Annotated in this window: 19 protein-coding genes and 1 riboswitch; of the genes, 10 read left to right on the top strand and 9 right to left on the bottom strand. The window is 73.5% G+C overall.

Annotation, left to right across the window (positions count from 1 at the left end):
• Positions 1–44 precede the first annotated feature (44 nt).
• Genes HN031_RS05310 through HN031_RS05300 form a run of 3 tightly spaced genes read right to left on the bottom strand, consistent with a single transcriptional unit; the run spans position 45 to position 2,970 of the window.
• The gene (locus HN031_RS05310) at positions 45–782 is read right to left on the bottom strand and encodes an SAM-dependent methyltransferase (protein WP_172267296.1); all 738 of its coding nucleotides are present in this window, start codon (positions 780–782) and stop codon (positions 45–47) included.
• Entirely contained in the window at positions 779–2,320 is a 1,542-nt protein-coding gene (locus HN031_RS05305; RefSeq protein ID WP_367650657.1) for a precorrin-2 C(20)-methyltransferase, read from the bottom strand. The genes HN031_RS05310 and HN031_RS05305 overlap by 4 nt, the downstream gene beginning before the upstream one ends.
• Positions 2,317–2,970 carry a precorrin-8X methylmutase gene (locus tag HN031_RS05300; protein WP_172267293.1) on the bottom strand — a complete coding sequence of 218 codons (654 nt, stop codon included), beginning with the start codon at positions 2,968–2,970 and terminating at the stop codon, positions 2,317–2,319. Before HN031_RS05300 ends, HN031_RS05305 begins: the two co-directional genes overlap by 4 nt.
• Before the next feature lie 196 nt (positions 2,971–3,166).
• Between HN031_RS05300 and HN031_RS05295 the strand changes: the two genes are divergently transcribed.
• Positions 3,167–3,868 (top strand): 4a-hydroxytetrahydrobiopterin dehydratase, encoded by a 702-nt coding sequence (locus tag HN031_RS05295; RefSeq protein WP_172267290.1) that lies wholly within the window; start codon positions 3,167–3,169, stop codon positions 3,866–3,868.
• Between the two features lie 33 nt (positions 3,869–3,901).
• Here the strand turns inward: HN031_RS05295 and HN031_RS05290 are convergent, their stop codons facing one another.
• The gene (locus HN031_RS05290) at positions 3,902–4,756 is read right to left on the bottom strand and encodes a hypothetical protein (RefSeq protein ID WP_172267287.1); all 855 of its coding nucleotides are present in this window, start codon (positions 4,754–4,756) and stop codon (positions 3,902–3,904) included.
• A 77-nt stretch (positions 4,757–4,833) separates the two neighbouring features.
• A riboswitch (cobalamin riboswitch) is annotated at positions 4,834–4,974 on the top strand.
• Positions 4,975–5,000: 26 nt separating this feature from the next.
• Between HN031_RS05290 and HN031_RS05285 the strand changes: the two genes are divergently transcribed.
• From HN031_RS05285 to clpB, 7 genes are all read left to right on the top strand, one after another.
• Positions 5,001–6,017 carry an ABC transporter substrate-binding protein gene (locus HN031_RS05285; RefSeq protein WP_367650656.1) on the top strand — a complete coding sequence of 339 codons (1,017 nt, stop codon included), beginning with the start codon at positions 5,001–5,003 and terminating at the stop codon, positions 6,015–6,017.
• Positions 6,018–6,025: 8 nt separating this feature from the next.
• On the top strand, positions 6,026–7,051 hold the full coding sequence (locus HN031_RS05280; protein WP_172271292.1) for an iron chelate uptake ABC transporter family permease subunit: 1,026 nt from the start codon (positions 6,026–6,028) through the stop codon (positions 7,049–7,051).
• Entirely contained in the window at positions 7,044–7,853 is an 810-nt protein-coding gene (locus HN031_RS05275) for an ABC transporter ATP-binding protein (RefSeq protein WP_172267283.1), read from the top strand. Before HN031_RS05280 ends, HN031_RS05275 begins: the two co-directional genes overlap by 8 nt.
• Complete coding sequence (locus HN031_RS05270; RefSeq protein ID WP_216652054.1) at positions 7,850–8,620, top strand: (2Fe-2S) ferredoxin domain-containing protein; 771 nt, start codon at positions 7,850–7,852, stop codon at positions 8,618–8,620. Before HN031_RS05275 ends, HN031_RS05270 begins: the two co-directional genes overlap by 4 nt.
• Entirely contained in the window at positions 8,617–12,219 is a 3,603-nt protein-coding gene (cobN, locus tag HN031_RS05265) for a cobaltochelatase subunit CobN (RefSeq protein WP_172267280.1), read from the top strand. Before HN031_RS05270 ends, cobN begins: the two co-directional genes overlap by 4 nt.
• A complete protein-coding gene (gene cobF, locus HN031_RS05260; RefSeq protein ID WP_367650655.1) occupies positions 12,216–12,998 on the top strand; it encodes a precorrin-6A synthase (deacetylating) in 783 nt (260 codons plus the stop codon). The genes cobN and cobF overlap by 4 nt, the downstream gene beginning before the upstream one ends.
• Positions 12,999–13,076: 78 nt before the next feature.
• Positions 13,077–15,659, top strand: a complete 2,583-nt coding sequence (clpB, locus tag HN031_RS05255) for an ATP-dependent chaperone ClpB (protein WP_172267277.1) — start codon at positions 13,077–13,079, stop codon at positions 15,657–15,659.
• Here the strand turns inward: clpB and HN031_RS05250 are convergent.
• Positions 15,656–16,594 carry an NADP-dependent oxidoreductase gene (locus HN031_RS05250; RefSeq protein WP_172267274.1) on the bottom strand — a complete coding sequence of 313 codons (939 nt, stop codon included), beginning with the start codon at positions 16,592–16,594 and terminating at the stop codon, positions 15,656–15,658. The genes clpB and HN031_RS05250 overlap by 4 nt on opposite strands.
• A 116-nt stretch (positions 16,595–16,710) precedes the next feature.
• Between HN031_RS05250 and HN031_RS05245 the strand changes: the two genes are divergently transcribed.
• Both HN031_RS05245 and HN031_RS05240 read left to right on the top strand, forming a co-directional pair.
• On the top strand, positions 16,711–17,208 hold the full coding sequence (locus HN031_RS05245; RefSeq protein ID WP_172267271.1) for a MarR family winged helix-turn-helix transcriptional regulator: 498 nt from the start codon (positions 16,711–16,713) through the stop codon (positions 17,206–17,208).
• A 76-nt stretch (positions 17,209–17,284) separates the two neighbouring features.
• A complete protein-coding gene (locus HN031_RS05240; protein WP_322423343.1) occupies positions 17,285–18,118 on the top strand; it encodes a CPBP family intramembrane glutamic endopeptidase in 834 nt (277 codons plus the stop codon).
• 30 nt (positions 18,119–18,148) lie between these two features.
• Here the strand turns inward: HN031_RS05240 and HN031_RS05235 are convergent, their stop codons facing one another.
• Genes HN031_RS05235 through HN031_RS05220 form a run of 4 tightly spaced genes read right to left on the bottom strand, consistent with a single transcriptional unit; the run spans position 18,149 to position 22,799 of the window.
• On the bottom strand, positions 18,149–19,933 hold the full coding sequence (locus HN031_RS05235) for a M12 family metallo-peptidase (RefSeq protein ID WP_172267265.1): 1,785 nt from the start codon (positions 19,931–19,933) through the stop codon (positions 18,149–18,151).
• Positions 19,934–19,987: 54 nt separating this feature from the next.
• Entirely contained in the window at positions 19,988–20,386 is a 399-nt protein-coding gene (locus HN031_RS05230; RefSeq protein ID WP_172267262.1) for a hypothetical protein, read from the bottom strand.
• A gap of 10 nt (positions 20,387–20,396) precedes the next feature.
• Positions 20,397–21,836, bottom strand: coding sequence for an FAD-binding oxidoreductase (locus HN031_RS05225; RefSeq protein WP_172267259.1), 1,440 nt, complete (start codon positions 21,834–21,836; stop codon positions 20,397–20,399).
• 51 nt (positions 21,837–21,887) lie between these two features.
• Complete coding sequence (locus HN031_RS05220) at positions 21,888–22,799, bottom strand: AEC family transporter (RefSeq protein WP_172267256.1); 912 nt, start codon at positions 22,797–22,799, stop codon at positions 21,888–21,890.
• Positions 22,800–22,816 lie beyond the last annotated feature (17 nt).

The raw sequence follows: 22,816 nt of genomic DNA, 5'->3' as shown, positions 1-22,816 counted from the left end.
TCGGCCGGGATCTCGTCGAGGCTGTCGACGAAGGCGTACTCCGCTCATGCCCGGACGCGGTCGGCCGTGTAGAGCCAGGACTCCGCGCCGTCGCGGGCGAGGGCCCAGCCGACGAGGATGACCGCGGCTTGCTTGAGCCCCGCCTCCTCGACCTGGTCGGCGATGTCGGCGAGCGTGGCGCGGAGGACCAGCTCCTCCGGCTGTGAAGCGCGGTGGACGACGACGGCGGGGCAGTCGGCGCCATACTCGTCGACCAGCGACGCCGCGAGCTCGCGGGTGCGGGTGATGGCGAGGTGGAGGACGAGCGTCGCGCGCGTCGCCGCGAAGGCGGCGAGTGACTCGGTCGCCGGCATGGCCGTCGAGCGGGCTTGCGTCCGGGTCAGGACCACCGACTGCGCGACGAGCGGGACGGTGAGCTCGCGGCCGACGGCGGCGGCAGCGGCGGCGTACGCCGGGACTCCCGGACACACGTCCCATGCGACGCCCGCCGCGTCGAGGCGGGCGGTCTGCTCCGCGAGGGCGGAGTAGAGGGACGGGTCGCCGGACGTGAGGCGGACGACCTCGAGCCCCTCGGCAGCGGCATCGACCATGACGGCGGTGATCTGGTCGAGGTCGAGGCGCTGGGTGTCGACCTGGCGGGCGTCGGGGCAGTGGGAGAGAACGTCGGAGTCGAGGTAGGTGCCCGGGTAGAGCACGACGTCGGCGGCCGCCAGCAACGACGCCGCGCGCAGGGTGATGAGGTCGGCCGCACCCGGGCCGGCGCCGACGAAGTGGACGGTCACTCCACGAACCTCGGCGTCCAGACTTGGCCGGCCGCGGTCACGGTGGTCGACGAGGCGCCGACGATGAGCAGGCACTTCATGTCGACCGTGTCGGCCTCGAGCTCGGCGAGGGTGGTCACGGTCAGCGACTCCTCGTCGCGGCCGACGTCGCGGCCGACCACCACCACCGTGTCGGGGCTGCGGTGCTCGAGGAACAGCTTCTGCAGGTCGGCGACCTGGGTGGTGCGGCTGCGCGAGGCGGGGTTGTAGACCGCGAGCACCATGTCCGCCTCGGCGATCGCGCGCAGACGTCTCTCGATCACCGGCCACGGCTTGAGCCGGTCGCTCAGCGACACGACCGCGAAGTCCGCGCCGATCGGGGCCCCGGCCTTGGCCGCGACGGCCTGGACGGCGCTGACGCCGGGGAGGACCTCGACGGGTACGTCGGGGTAGTCGGCGGCTGCCTCGAACACGGCACTCGCCATCCCGAAGACTCCCGCGTCGCCACCGGACACGACGGCCACGCGCTCGCCGCGCTGGGCGAGGTCGAAGGCGAGGCGGGCGCGGTCGACCTCGACCGTGTTGCCGGAGGCGTGGCGGGTGAGGCCCTCGCGCTGGGGGACGCGGTGGACGTAGGGGGCGTAGCCGACGACGTGGTCGACGTTGCTGAGCGCCTCGGCGGCCTCGGGGGTGAGCCACGTGTCCGGGCCGGGGCCGAGGCCGATCACGCGAAGGGTGGCGGGTCTCGATACGCCCGCTCGTTCCTCACGGGCTGCTCGACCGGCGAGGGAGGAGTCCGACGAGGTCCTTCGGCCGTGGGGGTCCTCCGCGACGCTGTCGCCCGGGACGACGATCAGCGAGAAGTACGGCACCGATGCGGGGTCGACGTCGACCACGGGCATCCAGCGCTCGGCGGGCATCGAGGCGCGCTCGACGTACAGCGCATGCTCGAGGCGCCCGGCCTGGCGCAGCGCGTCGACGACGCCGGGGAAGGTGCGGCCGAGCTTCATGATGATCGCGCCGTCGGTGTCGGCGAGGCGGCGGGCCAGCTCGGGGACCGGGAGGGTGCCGGGCAGCACGGTGAGGACGTCGGTCTGGCGCACCAGCGGCGAGGCGAGGACGGCGGTCGCGGCGGCGAAGGCAGGCACGCCGGGGACGACCTCGGTCTCGAAGCGCGGGGAGAGGCGGTCGTGGAGGTACATGAAGGAGCCGTAGAACAGCGGGTCGCCCTCGGCCAGCACGACGACCGTCCGCCCGGCCTCGAGGTGGGCGCTCAGCCGCGCGGAACACTGCTCGTAGAACTCGGCCATCGCCCCGGCGTACCCGCCCGGGTGCGCGGTCGGGCCGGTCGTGACGGGGTAGCGGAGCTCCTCCTCGATCGCGCCGGCCGGGATGAGGTCGACGGCGATCGTGCGCGCGTTGGAGGTCTTGCCGACGCCGGCGTGGAAGGCGATCACGTCGGCGGACCCGATGAGCCGCGCTGCCTTGAGGGTGATCAGCTCGGGGTCACCGGGGCCGAGGCCGACGCCGTAGAGCCGCCCGGGCAGCCGCCCGATCACTCCCGCTCCTGGGCCAGCGCGTTGAGGGCGGAGGCGGCCATCGCCGAGCCGCCGCGGCGGCCGCGGACGGTGAGGAAGGGGACGTCGATCGGAGCCTCCTCGAGCGCCTGCTTGGACTCGGCGGCGCCGATGAAGCCGACGGGTACGCCGACGATGGCGGCCGGTCGCGGCGCCCCGTCGAGCAGCATCTCGAGGAGGTGGAAGAGCGCGGTGGGGGCGTTGCCGATCGCGACGACCGCACCGTCGAGGCGGTCGGCGAGGAGGGACAGCGCGGCGGCGGAGCGGGTGGTGCTCATCGTCCGCGCCAGCGCCGGGACCTCCGGGTCGCGCAGCGCGCAGAGGACGTCGTTGTCGCGCGGGAGGCGGGCGCGGGTGACGCCGCTCGCGACCATGTGGGCGTCGGTGATGATCGGCGCGCCGGCCTTGAGCGCCGTACGCGCTGCCGCAACGAGCCCCGAGTGGACGACGAGGTCGCGGGTGAGGTCGGTCTGGCCGGTGCCGTGGACCATGCGGACGGCGATGCGCTCGGCGTCGGCGGGCAGGTGGTCGAACGACGCCTCCCGGCGGATCGTCGCGAACGACTCGTCGTAGATCGCGGCGCCGTCATCGACGTAGTCGTAGCGGCGCGGCGGGCGCGCGGGAAGGCTCATCACTGCTCCTCGGGGTTCTCGCCCCTGGTCGGCGGGTACGTCGCGCGGGCAGTGTCTGGCTGGTCCCCCCGATAGGGCTGGAGGGAGTGACAGTGGCGGAACCGCCCCGGACTCGCACCGGGTTCCTGCGTCGCGTGACGGGGGCAGCCTAGGGCAGTCCCTGTCCGGTGTCGCCGCTGGTGACTAGGGTCCGGACATGGACATGATCAGGAGCGCGCAGATCGCCGAGGCCGGGCTGACCGACTGGCGCAAGCTGGCCCAGGGCCTGCACGCCCGCTACGTCGTGGACGACTTCGCCGGGGCCGTGCGTTTCGTCGCCGCCGTCGGCGAGGCCGGCGACGCGGTCGGCCACCACCCGCGCGTCGTGATCGGCCGCGGGCACGTCGACCTCGAGCTGGTCACGCCCGACGCGATCTACCGCGACGACGACGGCACGGAGTACGTCGTCGAGTGGCCGACGCAGCAGGACGTCGACCTCGCGCGCCGGATCTCCGAGGTCGCCGCCGAGCATGGCCTCCTCGCCGACCCGGCCGCCGTGAGCGAGATCGAGCTGGGGCTCGACACCGCGCAGTCGGCGACGATCGCGCCGGTCTGGGCGGCGCTGCTGACCGGGGACGGTGACTCCGTGGGTCGCGGGTCGCCCGGCGACGAGGTCCGCGACGCGACGGTGCGGGTGCCGAACCTGTGGTTCGACGACGGCGCGTCCGACTCGTCCGAGGGTCAGCGGTTCCACCTCGAGGTCTATGTCGCGGCCGAGGCGCGCGAGCAGCGGATCGCTGCTGCGGTCGCCGCGGGCGGGACCGTCGTGGACGACAGCGATGCGCCCGGGATGACGGTCATTGCCGACCAGGACGGGAACCGGGGCGTGATCTGCGTGGACGTGGCGGCGGCCGGCTGAGGGGTCTCGATACGCCCGCTCGTTCCTCGCGGGCTACTCGACCAGCGAGTGAGCTGGGGTCTCGATCAGCGAGGGACCGAGCGACAGGAGGGACTTCCACGGGGTGACGACCAGCTGCTCCCCGAGCGTGCAGGCAACGTTCCTCTCGACGACACCGCCCTCGATCGGCACGTGCGCGACTCCTGGCACCACCTCGCCGTACGCCGGCGGGCCCGACGACACGAGCGCCCGCGGGTCCGGCTCCTGCGACGGCCTGAAGCCCGGCACCTCGTCGACGTGCCACGCCGCTCCGCGGACCTCCTGGAAGTCCTGCGCCAGCTCGGTCAAGGCAGCGGCCGCCTCGGACAGCGGGACCACCGGTCCCCAGCGGTCGCTGCCGACCCGCAGCTGAGCGGTGTCCTCGGACAGCGCGACCAGTCCCAGATCGGTCGAGCGGGAGGTGAGGTCGCCGCGGCCGTCGTCGAGGACGAGCAGGAACCGCCCCGACAGGTCGGCGAGCGACGGCGTCGCGCACATCCGCTCGTCCAGCTCGCGGGTGATCGGCCGCAGGTCGGCGCGGCCGCCCACCAGCCCGGTCAGCGGCGAGACGAGGACGTTGCGGACCAGCTCGTGCGCCGGGTGCGGGAGCAGGCCGGTCGCGCGGATCGCCTCGACCACCTCGTCCGGCAGGGCGCCGTCGATCGACGGCAGCGCGCGCAGCTGGAGGTTGGCCCGCTTGGTCAGGTGCACCCGCCCGTCGCCGTACGTCTCGGCGACGTCGAGCAGCGAGGTGAGCGTCGTACGGCCGAGGTGACCGCCCGGCAGCCGCAGCCGCACGAGCGCGCCGTCGTCGGCCGGCCAGGGGCGCAAGACGCCCGGGCAGAGGTCGCCTCGGGTCCGGTCGGTCATGGGGCGAGATCTTGGCACGGCCCTGGTTTCGACTTCCTCGTTCCTCGTTCCTCGCTGCTCAACCAGCGGTGGAGGGTCAGACGAGAGACCGGCTAGGCTCGCGGCACCACTCCGCGTGGGACCCAGGAACCCGGTGCAAGCCCGGGGCGGTTCCGCCACTGTGAGGCCTGCCGAGCGCAGGCCGTAGCCAGACACTGGCCCACGCGGATCCCATCACGAGGGGCGAGAACCCCGAGGAGGATCCGTGCGGATCGCGCTGTTGCCGAAGACCGTCCTGTCCGTCACCGCTCTGCTCGTCCTGAGCGGTTGCGCCGGGGCTCCGGAAGCGGACAGCGCGTCCGATACGGGCCCGGCCGACACGAGCGGCGGCGCGTCGATCTTCCCCGTCGAGGTCACCAGCTGCGCCCGCACCACGACGCTGGCCGCGCGACCGCGACGGGCCGTCACCCTCAACCAGGGCGCGACCGAGGTCGCCCTCGCCCTGGGCGTCGAGGACCAGCTGGCCGGCACCGCCTACCTCGACGACGCCGTGCCGGCGAAGTGGCAGGCGGCCTACGAGTCGGTCGACGTGCTTGCGAAGGAGTATCCCTCCCGCGAGGACCTCCTCGCGGCCCAGCCGGACTTCGTCTACGCGTCCTACGGCAGCGCCTTCGACGCCAAGGTGGCCGGTACCCGCGACGAGCTCGACGCGGCGGGCACGCCGTCGTACCTCTCGCCCTTCGGCTGCGAGGAGGCCGCCGACCGTCCCGAGCCCTCATTCGACGCGGTCTGGGACGAGGTCGAGTCGGTCGCCACCGCCTTCGGCGTCCCCGAGCGGGCCGAGGAGCTCGTCGCCGAGCAGCAGGCGCTGCTCGACGGGATCGAGGAGAGCGCGGCGGGCACGGGGCTCGACGTCCTCTGGTTCGACTCCGGCGACCGCACGCCGTACGTCGGCGCGGGTGGCGGCGGGCCGCAGCTCGTGCTCGACGCGGTCGGCGCGAGCAACGTCTTCGGTGGCCTCGACGACGGCTGGGCCGACGGCACGTGGGAGAAGGTCGTCGCCGCGAACCCCGACGTGATCGTGCTCGCCGACGCCTCCTGGTCCAGTGCCGAGGACAAGATCGACTACCTGGAGGCCGACCCGGTGCTCCGGCAGCTCGACGCCGTCGCCGCCGAGGTGTACGTCGTCGTCCCCTTCTCGGAGACCACACCGGGGGTGCGTCTCGCCGACGGCGCCGCCTCGGTCTCCGACCAGCTCCTCGAGCTCGCCGCCGCACGGTGACCCGGACCCTGGGTCGCCTCGGCACCCTCGCCCTCGGGCTGGTGGTGCTCGGGGTCGCCATGGCGGTGTCGCTCGGGGTGGGAGCGGTCCCCGTCCCTGTTCCGCAGGTGCTGGAGGTCGTCGGCCGACGGATGCACCTCGGCGACTTCGACGTCGCGCTCTTCCACGACCAGATCGTGTGGCAGCTGCGGATGCCGCGCGTGCTGGGTGCGGCCGCGGTCGGCGCCGCGCTCGCGCTCTGCGGAGCGGTGCTGCAGTCGCTGACCCGCAACGACCTCGCCGACCCCTACCTCCTCGGCATCTCCGGGGGTGCGGCCGTCGGCGCGGTGACGGTCATCGTGCTCGGCGTGCCCTTCGCCGGCCTCGTCGGCTCGGCTGCGGTCGCGGGGGCCGGCTTCGCGGGAGCGCTGGCGGCGCTGCTCGCCGTGCTGCTGCTCGCCGCCGGCCGGTCGGGCAGCCTGCCCCCGACCCGCACGATCCTCGCCGGCGTCGCCGTCGGCCAGGTCTGCGCGGCCTACACCGCCTTCCTCGTCATCGTCAGCGGCGACAGCCAGGCCGCACGCCGGGTGCTGTCGTGGACCCTCGGCTCCGTCGCGGGGCTGCGGTGGGAGTCGTCGGTGTTCCTCGCCGTCGTCGCGCTCGTCGCCACGGTCGGCATCGTCGCCCTGGCCGACCAGCTCGACGCCTTCGCGTTCGGGGAGGTGTCCGCCCGCTCGCTCGGCGTCGACGTGACCCGGCTGCGCTGGCTGCTGCTCGTCGGCACGGCCCTGGTCACCGCATGCCTCGTGGCGTACGCCGGCCTGATCGGCTTCGTCGGGCTGGTCGTGCCCCACATGGTGCGGCTCGTCACCGGTCCCGGCCACCGGCTGCTGCTGCCGATGTGCGCCGTCGTCGGCGCGATCACGCTCGTGCTCGCCGACACCGTCGCGCGGTCGGTCGTCGAGGGGCAGGAGGTGCCGCTCGGCGTCGTCACCGGCGTCGTCGGGGCGCCGTTCTTCGCCTGGCTCCTGCGCCGCGGGAGGCACCATGCCTGACGCGCACGGCGTACGCCTCGAGGTGCGCGGCGCGGCCTGGCGGGCCGGCGGCCGCGACATCGTCCGTGACATCGACCTCATCTGCGAGCCCGGCACGGTCACCGGGCTCCTCGGGCCCAACGGGTCGGGCAAGACCACGCTGATCAACCTCGTCGCGGGCCAGACCCGGCCGGCCGCGGGCGACGTCCTGCTCGACGGCCGCGACCTCCACGCCCTGCCACCGCGCGAGCGCGCCCGGCTGGTGGGGCTGGTCGAGCAGCAGGCGTCGACCACGCTCGACCTCACCGTCCGGCAGGTCGTCGAGCTCGGCCGGATCCCGCACCGCACCGGGCGTCTCGCTGTCTTCGACACCCCGCCGGGCGAGCGCGAGGCGGTCGACGAGGCGCTGCGCTTCGCCGACGTCGCCGAGCTGGCCGACCGCAGCTGGCAGACACTGTCGGGCGGTGAGCGCCAGCGCACCCAGCTGGCCCGCGCGGTGGCCCAGCGACCGGCCGTGCTGCTCCTCGACGAGCCCACCAACCACCTCGACCTCGGCCACCAGCTCGACTTCCTCGACCGCGTCCGCGGGCTCGGCCTCACCACCGTCGCGGCCCTGCACGACCTCGAGTTGGCCGCCGCCTACTGCGACCGGCTCGCGGTCCTCGACGCCGGCCGGCTGGTCGCCGCCGGCCCGGTGCACGAGGTGCTCACCTCGGCGCTGATCGCCGACGTCTACGGCGTCGACGCCACTGTCGAGCCGCACCCGGTCCACGACCGGCCGCACGTGCGCTGGAACGGACCCCGGCGGGAGGTGCGCATGTGAGCGCCCACGACCTCCTCGTCGGGATGTCGGCCCTCGAGGTCGCCGAGCACGCGCGCCTCGCCGACGCGGCGAGCCGCCTCGGCGGCAGCGTCGGCTACCTCCAGCTCGGCGACCCGTCCCTCTCCGCCGAGCTCACCCGGCTCGCCGACGCCGGCGCGACGACGATCTCGCTCGCCGGCGTCAGCCTCGGCACGCACGCCCCGGCGCAGTCCTGGCTGCGGCGCGTGGCCGGTCACTGGTGGCGCGAGCGCGACGGCGTACGCCCCGACGTGCGGGTCGCCACCGCGGTGCTGCGCAACGACCTCGACGGCCACGACCCGGCCACGCTGCGCGGCCTCCTCGACCTCGCTCGACCGATCACCGGGAACGAGGCGGCGCTGGCGTCGTCCGCGTGGGACGCCGTCCCCGGCCACCGGCACCAGGTGCTGGTGTGCCGCGGGCCCCGCTGCACCGCCGCCGGCTCCGACCGGACCGCTACTGCGCTCGGCCGGCTCCTCGCCGAGCACGGGCTCGGTGACGACGACGTGCTCGTCACCCAGACCGGCTGCCAGTTCCCCTGCAACCACGCACCCGTCGTCAGCATCCAGCCCGACGACGTCTGGTACGGCGGCGTGGACGCCGCCGTCGCCGAGGACCTCGTCTCCCAGCACCTCGTCGGCGGGACGCCCGTCGACGGCCACCGGCTCGCCCGCACCCGCGCAGCGGCCACCACCCCGACCACCACCCCGACCACCGCACCGCCCGTCACCCCGGAGGACCCGTCATGACCCGGATCGCGCTCCTGTCCACGTCCGACACCGACCTGCTCAGCGCGCGGGCGTCGGGTGCGGACTACGTCCTCGCCAACCCGGCGCGGCCCGGCCACCAGTCGATGGCCGAGGTGATCGAGGGCTGCGACCTCGTCGTCGGCCGGCTCCTCGGGTCGCCGCAGGACCTCTGCTCCGGCTTCACGCGCGTCGCCGCGACCGGCATGCCCGTCGTCGTCCTCGGAGGCGAGCAGACCCCGAGCGCCGAGCTGATGGAGCTGTCGTCGGTGCCGATCGGCGTCGCCGCCGAGGCGCACCGCTACCTCGCCGAGGGCGGCCCGGACAACCTCGCCCAGCTGCACGCCTTCCTCTCCGACACCGTGCTGCTGACCGGCGAGGGGTTCGCGCCGCCGGCGGTGCTGCCGCAGTGGGGGTTCGCGGAGCGGCCGGCGGTCGACGAGGACCTGCCGCGGATCGGGGTCCTCTACTACCGGGCGCACGAGGCGAGCGGCAACACCGCCTTCGCCCACGCCCTTGCCGACGCGGTGGACGCGACCGGCCACGCGGTCGGCGTACCCATCTTCGCCGGCTCGCTCCGCTCCGCGCCCGACGAGCTCTACGAGGCGTTCGGCACGCTGGACGCGCTGATCGTGACCGTCCTCGCGGCCGGCGGCAGCGTGCCGTCGAGCGCGAGCGCCGGCGGGGACGACGAGTCGTGGGACGTGGCGCGGATGTCGGCGCTCGACATCCCGATCATCCAGGGCCTGTGCCTGACCTCGAGCCGCGCCGAGTGGGAGGCCTCCGACGACGGTGTCAGCCCGCTCGACTCGGCGACGCAGATCGCCATCCCGGAGTTCGACGGCCGCATCATCACCGCGCCGTTCTCCTTCAAGGAGGTCGACGCCGACGGGCTGCCGCACTACGTCGCCGACCCCGAGCGCTGCGCCCGCGTCGCCGGCATCGCGGTGCGGCACGCGCGCCTGCGGACGACCCCGAACGCCGAGAAGAGGCTCGCCCTCGTGCTCTCGGCCTACCCCACCAAGCACGCCCGCATCGGCAACGCCGTCGGCCTCGACACCCCGGTCTCGACCATCCGGCTGCTCCAGCGGCTGCGGGCGGAGGGGTACGACCTGGGGTCGGAGAACGTGGTGACGGACATCCTGGGCCGGGACGCGAGCGACACCGAGAAGGGGGACGCGCTGATCCACGCCCTCATCGCCGCCGGCGGCCAGGACGAGGAGTGGCTGACCCACGCGCAGCTGACGGACGCGCACGTGCGGATCACGCCGGAGCAGTACGCCGCCTGGACCCGCGACCTCCCGCAGGACATCCGCGACGCGATGGTGGAGGCGTGGGGGCCGGGCGTCGGGTCGCTCTTCGTCAACGACGCGGGCGAGCTCGTCCTCGCCACGGTGCGGGCCGGCAACGTCGTCCTGCTCATCCAGCCGCCGCGCGGCTTCGGGGAGAACCCGATCGCGATCTACCACGACCCGGATCTCGCGCCGACGCACCACTACCTCGCCGCCTACCGCTGGTTGGACTGTGCTGTCGAGGAGGGGGGCTTTCAGGCGGACGCGGTGGTCCACCTCGGCAAGCACGGCTCGCTGGAGTGGCTGCCCGGCAAGAACGCCGCGCTGTCGGCGAGCTGCGGCACCGACGCGGCGCTCGGCGACCTGCCGCTGGTCTACCCGTTCCTGGTCAACGACCCGGGCGAGGGCGCGCAGGCCAAGCGCCGCGCGCACGCCACGATCGTCGACCACCTCGTGCCGCCGATGGCCCGCGCGGAGTCGTACGGCGACATCGCCCGCCTCGAGCAGCTCCTCGACGAGCACGCCAACATCGCCGCGATGGACCCGGCCAAGCTGCCGGCGATCCGCGGCGAGATCTGGCAGCTCATGCACGCCGCCGAGATGCACCGCGACCTGGGGCTGGAGGAGCAGCCGGACGCCGAGGAGTTCGACGACTTCATCATGCACGTGGACGGGTGGCTCTGCGAGATCAAGGACGCGCAGATCCGCGACGGGCTGCACGTGCTCGGCGAGGCGCCCGCCGGCGAGGCGCGGGTCAACCTCGTGCTCGCGATCATGCGGGCGGCGCAGGTGTTCGGCGGGCAGGCCCAGGCGGTGCCGGGGCTGCGGGCGGCGCTCGGCCTCAAGGAGGGCGCCGAGGCGACCTCCGCGGTCGACACGATCGAGGCCAGGGCCCGCGAGCTCGTGCAAGGCATGGACGACGCCGGGTGGGACGTCGCGGCCGCCGCGCGCCTCCACGACGACCCGGAGGTCCAGCGGGTGCTGGAGTTCGCGGCGACCCAGGTCGTGCCGCGGCTGGCGCGCACGACCGACGAGCTCGACGCGGTGGTGCACGCGCTCGACGGCGGCTTCGTCGCGGCCGGTCCGTCCGGCTCGCCGCTGCGCGGGCTGGTCAACGTGCTGCCGACGGGCCGCAACTTCTACACCGTCGACCCGCGTGCGGTGCCCTCACGGCTGGCCTGGCAGACCGGGCACGCGATGGCCGAGTCGCTCGTCGCGAAGTACCTCGACGAGACCGGCACCTACCCGCAGTCCGTCGGCCTGTCGGTGTGGGGCACGAGCGCGATGCGCACCAGCGGCGACGACATCGCCGAGGTGCTCGCCCTGCTCGGCGTCCGGCCGGTGTGGGACGAGGCGTCGCGCCGCGTCAACGACCTCCAGGTGGTCCCGCTCGACGAGCTCGGGCGGCCGCGCATCGACGTCACGGTCCGGATCTCCGGCTTCTTCCGCGACGCCTTCCCGCACGTGGTCGCGATGCTCGACGACGCCGTCCGACTCGTGGCGGGCCTCGAGGAGCCGGACGAGCACAACTACGTCCGCGCCCACGCGCGCGCCGACCTGGCCGAGCACGGCGACGAGCGGCGCTCGACCACCCGGATCTTCGGGTCCAAGCCGGGGTCGTACGGCGCCGGGATCCTGCAGGTCGTCGAGTCGGGCAACTGGCGCAGCGACCAGGACCTCGCCGAGGTCTACACGACCTGGGGCGGCTTCGCCTACGGCCGCGACCTCGACGGGGCGCCGGCCGCCGACGACATGCGCGCCAACTACCGGCGGATCAAGGTGGCGGCGAAGAACATCGACACCCGCGAGCACGACATCGCCGACAGCGATGACTACTTCCAGTACCACGGCGGCATGGTCGCCACGGTCCGCGCGCTGACCGGCAGCGACCCCAAGGCCTACGTCGGCGACTCGACGACGCCGGACGCGGTGCGCACCCGCACGCTGCAAGAGGAGACCAACCGCGTCTTCCGGGCGCGCGTGGTCAACCCGCGCTGGATCGCCGCGATGCAGCGCCACGGCTACAAGGGGGCCTTCGAGCTCGCCGCGACCGTCGACTACCTCTTCGGCTTCGACGCCACGACGGGGGTCGTGCACGACTGGATGTACGAGACGCTGGCCAAGGAGTACGTCCTCGACGAGACCAACCAGCAGTTCCTGCGCACCTCCAACCCGTGGGCGCTGCGTGGCATCGTCGAGCGGCTCCACGAGGCCGCCGAGCGCGGGCTGTGGGAGTCGCCTGACGCCGACCTGGTGGCGGCGCTGCAGCAGGTCTACCTCGACGTCGAGGGCGAGCTGGAGGACCGGTGATCGAGGCGGGACCGGCCGTGCGGGTCAGGATCGTCGGCATCGGCTGCCACCCCGGGCAGCTGACGGCCGAGGCCCGCGAAGCCATCGCGGGGTGCGACTACGTCATCGCCGCCGACAAGGGCCCGGGTGATCCCCTGCTCGCGCTGCGCCGCGCGGTCTGCGAGGACGTCGGCGTCGAGCTGGTCGCCGTCCCCGACCCGCCACGAGACCGCGACGCGGGCCTCGACGGCGCCGGCTACGACGGCGCGGTCCTCGACTGGCACGACGCCCGCGCGGCGGCGTACGGATCGGTGATCGCGCAGCGGCCCGGCGCGGTGGGGTTCCTGGTGTGGGGCGACCCGGCGTTCTACGACTCGACGATCCGCGTGGTCGACCGCCTGGTCGACCGCCTCGGCGTGGCCTACGACGTCGTGCCCGGCATCTCCGCGCTCTCCCTCCTCGCCGCCCGGCACCGGGTCGTGCTCCACGAGGTCGGCCGGCCGGTGCTGGTGACGACCGGGCGCCGGCTCGCCGACGAGGTCGCCGCCGGCCACGACAACCTCGTCGTGATGCTGGACGGCCGGCTGCAGGCAACGTTGCTTCCAGCGGAGGAGGGCGAGTGGGACATCTGGTGGGGCGCCAACCTCGGCAGCCCCCACGAGGAGCTCGTCGCCGGCCGGCTCGGCGAGGTCGCCGAGGAGGTCAGGGCCGCCCGCGCGCGGGCCAAGGACGCCGACGGCTGGGTGATGGACACCTACCTCCTGCGGCGCGCGGACACCGTGCGACGTTCCCAGAGTTGAGGGGAATCGACTCAACTTCTGGCGCGTTGGACGAGGTGGGACCACAGTGGTCCCCACCACGCACACAGAGGAGATGAGTTGAGCCAGTTCGGTGCCGAGAAGTTCACCACCCGCAGCCGTGAAGTCATCGAGGCTGCCCAGCTCGCCGCCACCACCGGCGGCAACACCAACACCGAGCCGATCCACCTGCTCGTCGCCCTGCTCCAGCAGGAGGACGGCGCCACCCGCAGCCTCGTCCAGAAGGCCGGCGTCGACGCCGCCGACCTGCTGGCGAAGGCAGTCCGGATGCAGCGCGCCCTGCCCAGCGCCACCGGCTCGACCGTCCAGCAACCGAGCGCCTCGGCGGCGCTGACCCGCGTCCTCGCCTCGTCGCTCGACCTGGCCGGCTCGATGCGCGACGACTACGTCGCCACCGACCACCTGCTCGTGGCCCTCGCCACCGTCGAGTCCTCGGCCCAGAAGGTCCTGACCGACGCCGGTCTCGACGCGGCCGGCCTGCGCGAGGCGATCACGGCCGTCCGCGGCAACCGTCGGGTGACCAGCGAGAGCGCCGAGGCGTCGTACGAGTCGCTGGAGAAGTACAGCGTCGACCTCACCCGGGCAGCGGAGGACGGGCGCCTCGACCCCGTGATCGGCCGCGACGCCGAGATCCGACGGGTGGTCCAGGTCCTCTCGCGGCGCACCAAGAACAACCCCGTGCTCATCGGCGAGCCGGGCGTCGGCAAGACCGCCGTCGTCGAGGGCCTCGCCCAGCGCGTCGTCGCCGGTGACGTCCCCGACTCCCTCAAGGGTCGTCGCGTGCTGTCGCTCGACCTGGCCGCGATGGTGGCCGGCGCGAAGTACCGCGGCGAGTTCGAGGAGCGGCTCAAGGCCGTGCTCGAGGAGATCAAGGACGCCGGCGGGCAGGTCATCACGTTCATCGACGAGCTGCACACGGTCGTCGGCGCGGGCGCCGGCGGCGACTCCGCGATGGACGCCGGCAACATGCTCAAGCCGATGCTCGCGCGCGGCGAGCTGCACATGATCGGCGCGACCACGCTCGACGAGTACCGCGAGCGGATCGAGAAGGACCCCGCCCTCGAGCGCCGCTTCCAGCAGGTCTTCGTCGGCGAGCCCACCGTCGAGGACACCATCCAGATCCTGCGCGGCATCCAGGAGAAGTACGAGGCGCACCACGGCGTGCGCATCACCGACGCCGCGCTCGTCGCCGCCGCGACGCTGTCCGACCGCTACATCACCGGCCGCCAGCTGCCCGACAAGGCGATCGACCTCATCGACGAGGCCGCCTCGCGGCTGCGGATGGAGCACGAGTCCTCCCCGGAGGAGATCGACGTGCTGCGCCGCCAGGTCGACCGGCTCAAGATGGAGCAGTTCGCGCTCGAGAAGGAGACCGACCCCGCGTCGGTCGAGCGGCTCGAGGTGCTGCAGAAGGACCTCGCCGACCGCGAGGAGGAGCTGCGCGGGCTCGAGGCCCGCTGGGAGCGCGAGAAGGACCAGCTCCAGGGCGAGGGCGAGCTGCGCCGCCAGCTCGACCAGCTCAAGATCGAGGCCGAGAAAAAGCTGCGCGAGGGCGACCTCGCCGGCGCCAGCGAGATCCAGTACGGCCGGATCCCCGAGCTCGAGAAGCAGATCGCCGAGGTGGAGAAGGCCGAGCAGCTCGACCTCGAGCCGCTGGTCGGCGAGGAGGTCGGGGCCGAGCAGATCGCCGACGTCGTCGAGGCGTGGACCGGCATCCCGACCGGCAGGATGCTGCAGGGCGAGACGGCCAAGCTGCTCGAGATGGAGCAGGTGATCGGTGAGCGCCTCATCGGCCAGCGCGAGGCCGTGACCGCGGTCAGCGACGCCGTACGCCGCTCGCGGGCCGGGATCTCCGACCCCAACCGGCCGACCGGGTCGTTCCTCTTCCTCGGCCCGACCGGCACCGGCAAGACCGAGCTGGCCAAGTCGCTGGCCGACTTCCTCTTCGACGACGAGCGGGCGATCGTCCGCATCGACATGAGCGAGTACAGCGAGAAGCACTCGGTCTCGCGGCTCGTCGGTGCGCCCCCCGGCTACGTCGGCTACGACGAGGGCGGCCAGCTCACCGAGGCGGTGCGCCGCCGGCCCTACAGCGTGGTGCTGCTCGACGAGGTCGAGAAGGCGCACCCGGAGGTCTTCGACATCCTGCTGCAGGTGCTCGACGACGGCCGGCTCACCGACGGCCAGGGCCGCACGGTCGACTTCCGCAACACGCTGCTGATCCTGACCTCCAACCTCGGCTCGAACTTCCTGGTCGACCCGCTCATGGAGCCGGAGGTCAAGAAGGAGTCGGTGATGGGCGTGGTCCGGGCGCACTTCAAGCCCGAGTTCCTCAACCGGCTCGACGAGGTCGTCATGTTCGACGCGCTCACCAAGGACGACCTGGCCCACATCGTCGACCTCCAGCTCACGCTGCTCGAGAAGCGGCTCGCCGTCCGGCGGATCAACATCTCGGTGACCGACGCGGCACGCGCCTGGCTGGCCGAGACCGGCTACGACCCGGCGTACGGCGCCCGGCCCCTGCGGCGGCTGATCCAGTCCGCCATCGGCGACCCGCTCGCCCGGAAGCTGATCGGCGGCGAGATCACCGATGGCGGCTCGGTCACGGTCGACGCCGGACCCGACGGGCTCGTGCTCGCCTAGGCGGGGGTGACGACGACCTTGCCGCGCAGCCGTCCGGCGGCCGCCCGGGCGTGTACCGCGGGGAGGTCCTCGAGGGCCACCCTCTCGTCGACGTCGACCAGCAGCTCGCCGCGGTCCACCCGGGCCACGAGACCGGCGAGCTGCTCGGCGTCGCTGCGGACGTAGAGGTCGATGCCGCGCACGCCACGCGACTCGTCGCTCGGCGCGGGCATCCAGACGGTCGTGTTGACCACGACCCCGCCGTCGGCGACGAGGGTGGCGAGGTCGGCGAGCTGCTCCGGCGTGACCGGCGCGAGGTTGAGCAGGACGTCGACGGACTCGGTCACCGCGGAGCGTACGTCCGTGCTGGTGTGGTCGACGACCTGCTCCGCGCCGAGGGCGAGGAGGTGGTCGCGGACGTCGCTGCCCCCGGTGGCGACGACGTGGGCCGACGCGGCCGCGGCGAGCTGGACGGCATAGCGCCCGACTGCACCGCCGGCGCCGTTGACCAGGATGCGCTGCCCGGCCTGGAGGGCGGCGTGCTCGTGCACGGCCTGCCACGCGGTCAGGCCGACCACGGGCAGCGCGGCGGCGTCGGCGAGCGGGATCGTGGTCGGCGCCGCGGTCAGGCTCTCGGCGTCGACCACGACGTGCTCGGCCGAGGCGCCGTCGACGACGAAGGGCAGGAAGCCGATCACGCGGTCGCCGACCCGGAGGTCGGTGACGCCGTCGCCGAGCTGGTCGACGGTGCCCGCGACGTCGAGGCCGGGGGTGTGCGGGAGGGTCAGCGGCATCGGGCCCTGCATGTTGCCCGCGCGGATGTTGGCGTCGACGCCGTTGAACGACGTGCCAGCGACGCGGACCCGCACCTGGCCGGGGCCGGGCTCCGGGAGCTGGACCTCCTCGAGGCGCAGGACTTCGGCGTCGCCGTACTGGTGGAAGCGGATGGCCTTCATGGTCGTGTCCTTGTCTGGAGTGGGTGTGCTTCGAGTTCGAAGCACATGGTCGACGGTAGAAATGCTTTGAACTCAAAGCAAGTGCTTCGAAGATGAAGCATCGCTAGGATGGGTGCATGCCCGACTCCTCCTCGTCCCTCGACTCCGAGCAGCTCAGCGCCTACTTCGCCCTGATGGACGTGGCCGGGTTGCTCAAGCACGCCGTCGAGCAGCAGCTGCGCGAGGAGGGCGACCTGAGCTACGTGCAGTTCCAGCTGCTGGCCCGGCTGGCGCTGAACTCGCCCACCGGCAGTGAGCGGATGACCGACCTCGCCGACGGCGTGGTCTACAGCCGCAGCGGCCTGACCTACCAGGCAGGACTCCTCGAGAAGGCGGGCCTCGTCAGCCGTGCGCCCTCGGCCGACGACGAGCGGAGCGTGACCGTCACGGTGACCGACGCCGGCCGCGAGGTGATCGCGCGCGTCATCCCCGGCCACGTCGAGGTGCTGCGCCAGCAGCTCTTCTCGCCGCTGTCGGGCGCCGACACGCGGCGCCTGCGCGACCTGCTGGTGCCGGTGCGCGACCACATGCGGGCGGCGCCGCCCCGCTCCGCGGGCCCGCGTCGCCGGCGCTGACCGTCGTAGACGCTCGGACCCCGTCCCTCAGCCGTCGCTCAGCCGTCGCTCAGCCGGCTGCGGGATGCTGTCCCCCGTGAGCACGTCGACCGTCGACAAGCGCCCGTGGTGGCGGCTGCCCGACACCCCCGTGCCCGGCGGGGTGCCCGACCTCGCCCGCGCGCTGCTGTGGACCGAGCTCGCGATCGTGCTGCTCGTCTCGCTGGGGCGCTCGGCGGTCTACTCGATCGTCAGCATCGTCTCCGCGCTCACCGCGCCCGGCCCGCTGTCCTCGCAGGCGGCCAACCTCAACAACTCGCTGGCCCCCGACCGGCCGTGGCTCGACCTGACCTACCAGCTGCTGCGGATCGGCTTCGCGCTCGTGCCCGTCGCGCTGGCGGCCTACCTGCTGGTGCGCTCGGGCACACGGCTGCGCGAGGTGTGGGCACGCGACGGGGGCTGGGCCACGTGGCGCGACCTCGGTCGCGGCGCCTGGCTCGCGCTGGGCGTGGGCTCGGTCGGCGTCGTGTTCTACCTCGCGACCTTCGCGCTCGGCACCAACCTCACCGTGGTGGCGCAGTCGCTGCCGGGGGAGTGGTGGCAGGTCCCGGTGCTCGTCCTCGCGGCCGCCGAGAACGCGGTGCTCGAGGAGTTCCTCGTCCTCGGCTTCGTGCAGGTCCGGCTGCGCCAGCTCGGCCTCGGCGACTCCGCGGCCATCGGCCTCGCGGCGCTGCTGCGCGGCAGCTACCACCTCTACCAGGGCCTCGGCGGCTTCGTCGGCAACCTCGCGATGGGGCTGCTCTTCGGCTGGCTGTTCCGCCGGTGGGGCCGGGTGCTGCCGTTCGTGGTGGCGCACACCCTGCTCGACGTGGGTGCGTTCGTAGGGTACGCCGCCCTCGCCGGGCGGGTCGACTGGCTGCCGACCCTGTGACCCGCCCGGCGGGGTGCGCGACCAGCACGCCTAGCGGCGGATCTTGACCTTCTTCGACGACCGCTTGGCCTTCTCGTAGCCCTTGGCCTTGACCGTGACCTTGACGGAGATCTTCTTGCCGCGGTCCTTGGCGCGGACGCGGTAGGTCGACTTCTTGGCGCCCTTGATCTTCTTGCCGTTCTTGAGCCACTGGTAGCGGACCTTGACGCTCTTCTTCGACGGCTTGGGCTTCCAGCCCTTCACCGACGCCGAGAGCACCCGCCCGGCCCGCGGCAGGCCGCGCAGCTTGGGACGCTTGGTCTTGAAGAGCGCCTTGCCGACCACCACCGGACCGGTGTCCGCGATCACGGCCGGGTAGTAGGGAGCCGACCCGGTGACCCGCAGGGTCAGCGTGCTGCCGATGTCCTTGCGCTTGAGCCTGAACGTGCCCTCCGTGGCGCCCGCGACGGGCGAGCCGTCGAGGAACCACTGGTAGCCGAGGGTGACGGCCGGGGCCCAGGGGGTGGTGCTGGCGGCCGCCTTGCCCTTCCAGCGGGCCTGGCCCGCGATCGACACGGCGCCGGGGTAGATCTGCGACTGCCGGTAGTTGGCGACGGCGCTGATCTGCTCGGCGATCGCCTGGGCGTTGTTGGCGGCGGGCGTACCCGTGGGGCGGGCGTTGTAGAGCACGGCGGGGTTGGAGAAGTAGCCGATGCGCGTGCAGGTGGGGCAGCTGTTGGCGTAGGCCATCACCGTCGTGAACGCCCCGGCCGCGTCGACGTAGCCGCGGGCGTAGGGCTTGCTGCCGTTGGGCGGTGCTGACGCCGCGGCGTCGTGGTCGGCACTGAGGTTGTGGCCGAGCTCGTGCGCGAAGGTGAGGTTGCCCGTCGCGCACCTGTCGGCCCACACCACCGTCCATGCCGCGCGGTCCGGGTCGTACTGCGGGTTGGTGCCGCCGAGCGAGCCGAGGCCGCAGGTGGTGCCCGAGGGGTAGGTGCCGCCGAGCCACAGGCTCACGAGGTCGGCGTGCGTCTCCTCGCGCAGCGCCTGCGCCTCGTCGAAGACGCCGTCGCCGGCGGTGCCGAGGGCGTAGTAGTTCGCGGTCAGCGTGGAGAGCTGCGCCGCGGCGACCTGGCGCGTCCCCACCAGTCGCACCGTGGTGCTGACTCCCGACGCGGCCAGCGCCTGGTTGGTCTGCGTGATGCCGAGGGCGAACTGCGCCTGCATGGCGGGGGCGCCCACCGTGGCGGGCAGGGAGGCGGGATAGACGATGGCGACGTCGATGACCGAGGGGTCGTCGGCCGCGGCCGGCTGCACCCTGCCGCGCCGCTCGGACCCTGCGTGCTCGTGCCCGTGCTGGTCCTCGGGACGCACCGCGTCGTCGCCGGCTGCGGTGGTGGGGGCGATCTCGACGGCCTCGTAGCCGCCGTCGCGCGTGCTGCTCACCTCGAACGAGCCGTCCTCGGCGGACGCGAGGCTGACGTGGAAGACGCCTCCGGCCTCGACGGCGCTGAACGTGCCGGTCGTGCCGACGAGCGTCCCGGTCCACGACGTGATGCCGTCGACGGTGGTCCGCTCCCCGATCTCCGCGGTGACGCTGGTGTCGTCGAAGAGGTCGAGGGTCAGGCGGTCGCCGGCGCGGGTGCCGGCGAGCGCGGCGGGGTCGAGCTCGACGGCGCGTGAGCGCTCACCGGAGCCTCCGGCCTTCGTGGTCGCCGACGCCGCCTCGAGCAGCTCGACGGGACGGTCGCGCTCGGCGGGCGAGGCGACGGCCGTGGGCAGCGGTGCGGCGGTGGCCGCCAGCGCGATGGTGCAGAGGCCGGCTATTCCGACCATGGTGTGGGTCCTGGGCATGGGTGAGGTCCCCCTTCTCTCGACCCCTACCTGCCCTCAGCGGCGCCGCGCAAACCTCTCGAGCAGTCCGCCCGCCCACAAGGCCCACAGCACGAGCAACGGCTGGAAGAACAGCCGCACGAGCCGAGCGCGGTCGGTGTCGAGGCCGAACGCGTCGGTTCCCTCGACGTACTGCGCGACGTTGCCGGGGAATATCGCGACGAAGAACGCCGCCAGCAGCGCGCCCACGGTGCGGCGGTGTCGCGGCAGGGCGACGAAGGCGCTGCCGAGCGCGATCTCCACGACTCCCGACGCGAGGACGGTGAGGTCTTCGTCGACCGGGAACCAGCCCGGCACCTGCGCGCGGAACTCCTCGCGCTGGGTGGTCAGGTGGAGCACCCCCGCGCCGACCATCGCCGAGCCGAGCAGGACACGTCCGACGGTCTGCGCCTTCATGCCCACCAGCCTAGGGCGGCGGCAGCAGGGCGCCCGGGTTCATCAGGCCGTCGGGGTCCAGCGCCCGCTTGACCGCCCGCATCAGGTCGACCTCGACCTCGGACTTGTACGACGCCGCGGCCGCCGCCTTCGTCCGCCCGAGGCCGTGCTCGGCGCTGATGGAGCCGTTGGCGACCGCCACGGAGTCGTAGATCGCCGTGGACAGGTCCGCCGCGGCGGCTCGGAGGTCCGCGTCGCCGTCCCGGCCCTTGGTGGATGCGGGGGAGGAGGCGGGGGCGCTCAGGTTGTAGTGCAGGTTGCCGTCGCCGACGTGGCCGTAGGTCACCGGCCGGACGCCGGGGAGCACGCCCGCCACCCGCGGGCCGATCTCGGCGACCCACTCCGCGAGCCGCGCGATCGGCAGGGTGACGTCCTGCTTGAGGGTGGCGCCCTCCACCTTCTGCGCCTCGGAGATGCCCTCGCGCAGCGCCCAGAGCGCCGAGCGCCGGACGGGGCTGCTCGCCACGGCCGCGTCCGTGGCGAGGTCCGCCTCGACCGCGTCGCCGAGGATCGCCTCGAGGGAGTCGTCGAGCCCGTCGTCGGTCGCCGTCCCGGCGAGCTCGACGAGGACGTACCAGTCGCTCGGCTCGGTCAGCGGGTCCGAGGCGCCCGGCAGGTGGGCGAGCACCAGCTCGAGGGCCTGGCGGTTGGCGATCTCGAAGGTGGAGAGGTGCGCCCCGGCGCGCTCCTGCGCGAGGCCGAGCAGCGCCACCGCGGCGGTCACGCCGGGGACCGCGACCCAGGCGGTCGCGTGGCGCGGCGTGGCCGGGAAGAGCCGCAGCACAGCGCCGGTGATGACGCCGAGGGTGCCCTCGGACCCGACGAACAGCTGGGTGAGGTCGTAGCCGGTGTTGTCCTTGCGCAGCCCGCGCAGGCCGTCCCACACCTGGCCGTCGGGCAGCACGACCTCGAGCCCGAGCACCAGCTCGCGCGTCATGCCGTAGCGCAGCACCGCGGTGCCGCCGGCGTTGGTGGCGAGGTTGCCGCCGATGGTGCAGCTGCCCTCGGAGCCCAGCGACATGGGGAAGAGGCGGCCGGCCCGCTCGGCGGCGGCCTGCACGTCGGCGAGGACGACGCCGGCGTCGACGGTGATGGTGCCGGCGACCGGGTCGACGTCGCGCACCGTGCGCATCCGGCCCAGCGAGAGGACCACCTGGCTGCCCGATGCGTCGGGCACGCCGCCCGCGACGAGCCCGGTGTTGCCGCCCTGCGGCACGACCGGCGCACCCGCCTCGTGGCAGGCGGCCACCACGGCCGCCACCTCGTCGGTCGAACCGGGCCGCACCACGGCGAGGGCGGCGCCGGCGTGCACGCCCGTCCAGTCCACGACGTACGCCGCCACGTCGTCGGCCGCAGTGAGGACGTGGTCGTCGCCGACGACGTCGCGGAGGCGGTCGAGCAGGTCGGTCACGGGTTCTCCTCGTGGGTCGGGCGGCGGGTGTCGTCGTGGTGGGGCGCCGGCTCAGCCGAGCACGACGGCGACGAGCAGCGCCACCGGGAGCGAGGCCAGGGTGGTGACCAGGATGGTCTCCCGCGCCACATCCTCACCCACGCGGTAGCGGGTGGCGTGCAGGAAGATGTTCTGCGCGGTGGGCAGGGCGGCGGTGATGACGACACCGAGCAGCACCCGCCCGTCGAGGCCGAGCGCGACGCCGACTGCCCACGCGACGACGGGCATGACGGCGAGCTTGAGCGCGCTCGCCAGCAGCACCTCGCCGTTGTGGCCGGCGCGGCCGAGCGGCGGGCTCAGCCTCAGCGCGGCGCCGTACGACATCAGCATGAGCGGGATGGCGGCGCCGGCCATCAGCTCCAGCGGGTCCTCGACGGCCTGCGGGAGCGACCAGCCGGTGAGGGCCAGGACCACGCCGACGACGGCGGAGATGGTCAGCGGGTTGGTGACCAGCCGGCGCAGCGCTGCGCCGACGCCCTCGCCGCGGCCGGTGATGCGGTCGAGCACGATCAGGGCGACCGGCTGGACGACCATCATCTGCACCAGCAGCGTCGGCACGACGACGGTGATGTCGCCGACGACGTAGGCCGCCATCGCGATGCCGAGGTTGCCGGCGTTGACGTAGGACGAGGTGAGCGCGCCGATCAGCAGCGGTCCGGTCGACAGCCCCCAGCGCAGCCGCGCGAGGACGACGTACGCCGCGAAGCACGCGGCCAGCGACACCGACGAGGCGACGAGGTTGGCGGCCGCCGCCTCGAGGTGGACCTGGCTGATGGTGACGACCATCAGCGCCGGCGAGGCCACGAAGAAGGCGATCTCGCCGAGGGTGCGCTGCGAGCGGCGGTCGAGCACCCCGGCGTGGGCGAGGCCGGCGCCGGCGGCGATCACGACGAGGATCGTGGTGAAGCCGATCAGCAGGTCCATCGGGTGTCCGTCTCCTG

Source organism: Nocardioides sp. zg-1308 (genome assembly GCF_013155375.1).
GTDB classification, from domain to species: Bacteria; Actinomycetota; Actinomycetes; order Propionibacteriales; family Nocardioidaceae; genus Nocardioides; species Nocardioides renjunii.
Note: the sequence above shows the minus strand (reverse complement) of the source record. Positions and strands in the feature narration are given on the sequence as shown.